The organism is Gemmatimonadota bacterium (genome assembly GCA_026706345.1).
Classification (GTDB): domain Bacteria; phylum JAAXHH01; class JAAXHH01; order JAAXHH01; family JAAXHH01; genus JAAXHH01.
In genome coordinates this window covers 1-2893 of record JAPOYX010000262.1, presented here as the reverse complement: position 1 = coordinate 2893, position 2893 = coordinate 1, and the positions used below count along the sequence as shown (strand labels likewise).

Here is a 2893-nt window from a genome sequence, read left to right as displayed (position 1 = left end):
AGGATAATACCCGCCCAGGGCCATGCCACCCAGGTCGGGCAGGGGAGTCTGGACCAGGGCCCAGCCGGCGAGCTGCTCGGCGACAAAGAGCGGACGCAGCAGCGCCAGGTCCTGAATATGCGTCCCACCCGAAAACGGATCGTTGGTGAGGATAATGTCACCCTCGGCGACGTTGTCACAAAAGGCGTCACAGACCGTCCGGGCCACCGCCCGGACAATGCCCAGGCGCGCCGCCGGGTCTATACCGACCACACGACCGTCTGCGGTGGCGAGGGCGACGGTGACGTGCCGCCGATCGATTAAGGCTAAAGAGGCCAGACGGCGCAGGAGTGTCGGCCGTGCCCGTCCGAGGGTCGCCCCTATGGTCGCGCCCGCTTCTTTGCCTGGGTCGAGGGTGGGTGCCATATCACTCGACCTCAATCACATAGGTGAGATGCTCGTCGAGGGTCGCCCGCTGGCCAGCAAAAAGGACAATGGAGGTGCGGGCTTCTTCGATGATGGCCGGGCCGACAACGCAATGCCCCGGCACGAGCTGCTCGCCGTTGTAAATATCCGTCTCCACATAATCCTGGGCCGAAGCTGAATAAACGGGCCGGATACCTCGTAGCGCAGTTCGCGCCTCCTGACTGCCCCGGCTGGCGGTTTGCAGGCGCGGTTTCGCTCTTTGTCCGACGAGGTCGAGGTGGATATTGAGAATTTCGACTTCGTCCTCGGGCTTCTGAAAGGTGTACAACTGTTCGTGCAGATCGTGGAAGCCCTGGATCGTCGTCGCCATATCCGTGGCATCGAGCTGCTCCGTCTGCATTATAACCGGAACCGTCACTTCATGCGTCTGGCCAATATAGCGCATCTCCAGCGAGAATTGGGCGAAGGTGTGGCCCAGGTGATGCTGCTGACTCCCGAACAACTCCAGGGCTTCTTCGCGCATGCGCCGGAACTGGTCGTTCATGGCCTCCAGATCAAGTTCACTCCCACGCGCATAGAAACTGCGCACCCGACTCACCCGCAGGTCGGACAAGAGATCGCCCAGGGCGCACAGGACGGGGGCCGTGCCTTTGGGAATGAGGATGGTCTGAATGCCAAGGTCTTCGACCAGCGCGCCGGCATGAATTGCACCGGCACCGCCGAACGCGGTCAGCGCGAAGTCCCGCGGGTCGTAGCCTTTTGCCAGAGAAACCCGCCGGACGCTGTTGCTCATACCATTATTGACAATACGAAAAATACCACTGGCCGCCTCCAGCAGGCTCATCTCCAGCGGCCGGGCCACCTTGGTTTCGATTGCCCGTCGGGCGGCCTCCGTGTCCAGCCGCATTTCACCGCCCAGGAAAGACTCGGGGCTGATATAGCCCAGCACCACGTCCGCATCCGTGACCGTGGCCTCCTGGCCGCCAAAGCCGTAGCACGCCGGGCCCGGATGAGCTCCCGCACTCTGGGGGCCGACGCGCAGCGCGCCCCCCTCGTCGACCCAGGCGATGCTGCCACCACCGGCGCCAATGGTGTGAATATCAATAAATGGAACCGCAATCCGATACCGACTCATCCACTGATCGGTCCCGGTCTTGGGCCGACCGTCCTGCACCAGGCAGACGTCAAAGCTCGTGCCCCCCATATCAATGGTGATGACATCCTTGAAGCTGGATGCCTCGCCCAGATACGCGCCGGCCACCACGCCGCTGGCCGGTCCGGACAGGAGGGCCTGGACGCCGTGGGCCTGGGCCTGCTCCAGACCTACGACGCCGCCATTGCCCTGCATGATGAAGATGTCGCCCTGAAATCCACGCTGACGAAACTCCGTGTCCAGCCGCTCCAAATACCGCTGTAAGCGAGGAGTAACATAGGCATCGACCAGGGTCGTGCTCAAGCGCTCGAATTCACGCACCTGGGGCAGAACCTCTGAAGACAGCGAGATTTGAACGTCGGGCAGGAGTTCGCGAATAATCTCGCGCGTCCGGAGTTCGTGGGCGGGATTCAAAAACGCAAACAGATAACACACGGCTATGGCTTCGACCTGGATCTCCGCCAGCCGCTGCACGGCCGCGCGGACCTCGGCTTCCGCCAGGGGTTTGACGACCTGACCGGCGTAATCAATCCGCTCGGTCACGCCGAGACGACGACGGCGCGGGACGATCTGATACGGAGCCGAGAGGCGAATATCAAAAGCAGCTTCTTTATAGTTACGGCGGATCTCTATGGTGTCGCGAAAGCCGGCGGTGGTGATCAGGCCGGTGGTGGCGCCGGTGTATTCCAACATGGTGTTGGTTGCGACCGTTGTACCGTGGACAACAACCGCTATCCGGCTGAGAAAATCCCGCTCGGCCAGCCCGTAGGTGCGGGCCAGTTTGCCGACGCCGTTGAGCACGCCCAGGGCCTGGTTCTCTGGGGTCGTCAGGACTTTCTCGGTCTGCGTCTGTCCAGCCTCGTCCGCGCACACGAGGTCGGTGAAAGCTATAGGTGGTCATATATGACGTAGCGGTGGTACCCGGTCAGAAACTCGGCCGGCGGGCCGCCCAGTGGCCCGCCAATGAGACTTATTGGCCGATAAACTGCTGATTGACCCAGCCTTGATCAAACGAGGTCCAGCACTCCGGAGCGAGGATCAGGTTGCGGATTTTCCACTCCCCATTCTCCCGGACGTATTCTTCTTCGTATTTGGCCACACCCCAGACCGCCTGTTCGCCGCCTTCGAGCATGGTGCAGGGCTCCAGCAGATACCAATAGCCGGTGGCCGTGTCTCCGTTGACCTCAATACGCGGATTCATCACGTAGTGGATGGCAAACGACAGGACCTGAGGAATAGTGCCAAAAAATTCCCGAATGGCAGCTTTCCCCTCGAAGTGTCCGAAATTGCCGCCGTCCCAGACGGCATCTTCCGTGAAGCAACCGACAAACTTTT

At 61.4% G+C, this 2893-nt stretch carries 3 protein-coding genes; all 3 read right to left on the bottom strand.

Annotation, left to right across the window (positions count from 1 at the left end; all coding sequences use genetic code 11):
- On the bottom strand, positions 1-405 hold a 405-nt coding region (locus OXG98_18215), incomplete at its 3' end, for a hydantoinase B/oxoprolinase family protein (GenBank protein MCY3773945.1).
- Position 406: 1 nt separating this feature from the next.
- Positions 407-2431 (bottom strand): hydantoinase/oxoprolinase family protein, encoded by a 2025-nt coding sequence (locus OXG98_18210; protein MCY3773944.1) that lies wholly within the window; start codon positions 2429-2431, stop codon positions 407-409.
- Positions 2432-2528: 97 nt separating this feature from the next.
- A partial coding sequence (locus OXG98_18205; protein MCY3773943.1) for a nuclear transport factor 2 family protein occupies positions 2529-2893 on the bottom strand: 365 nt, incomplete at its 5' end.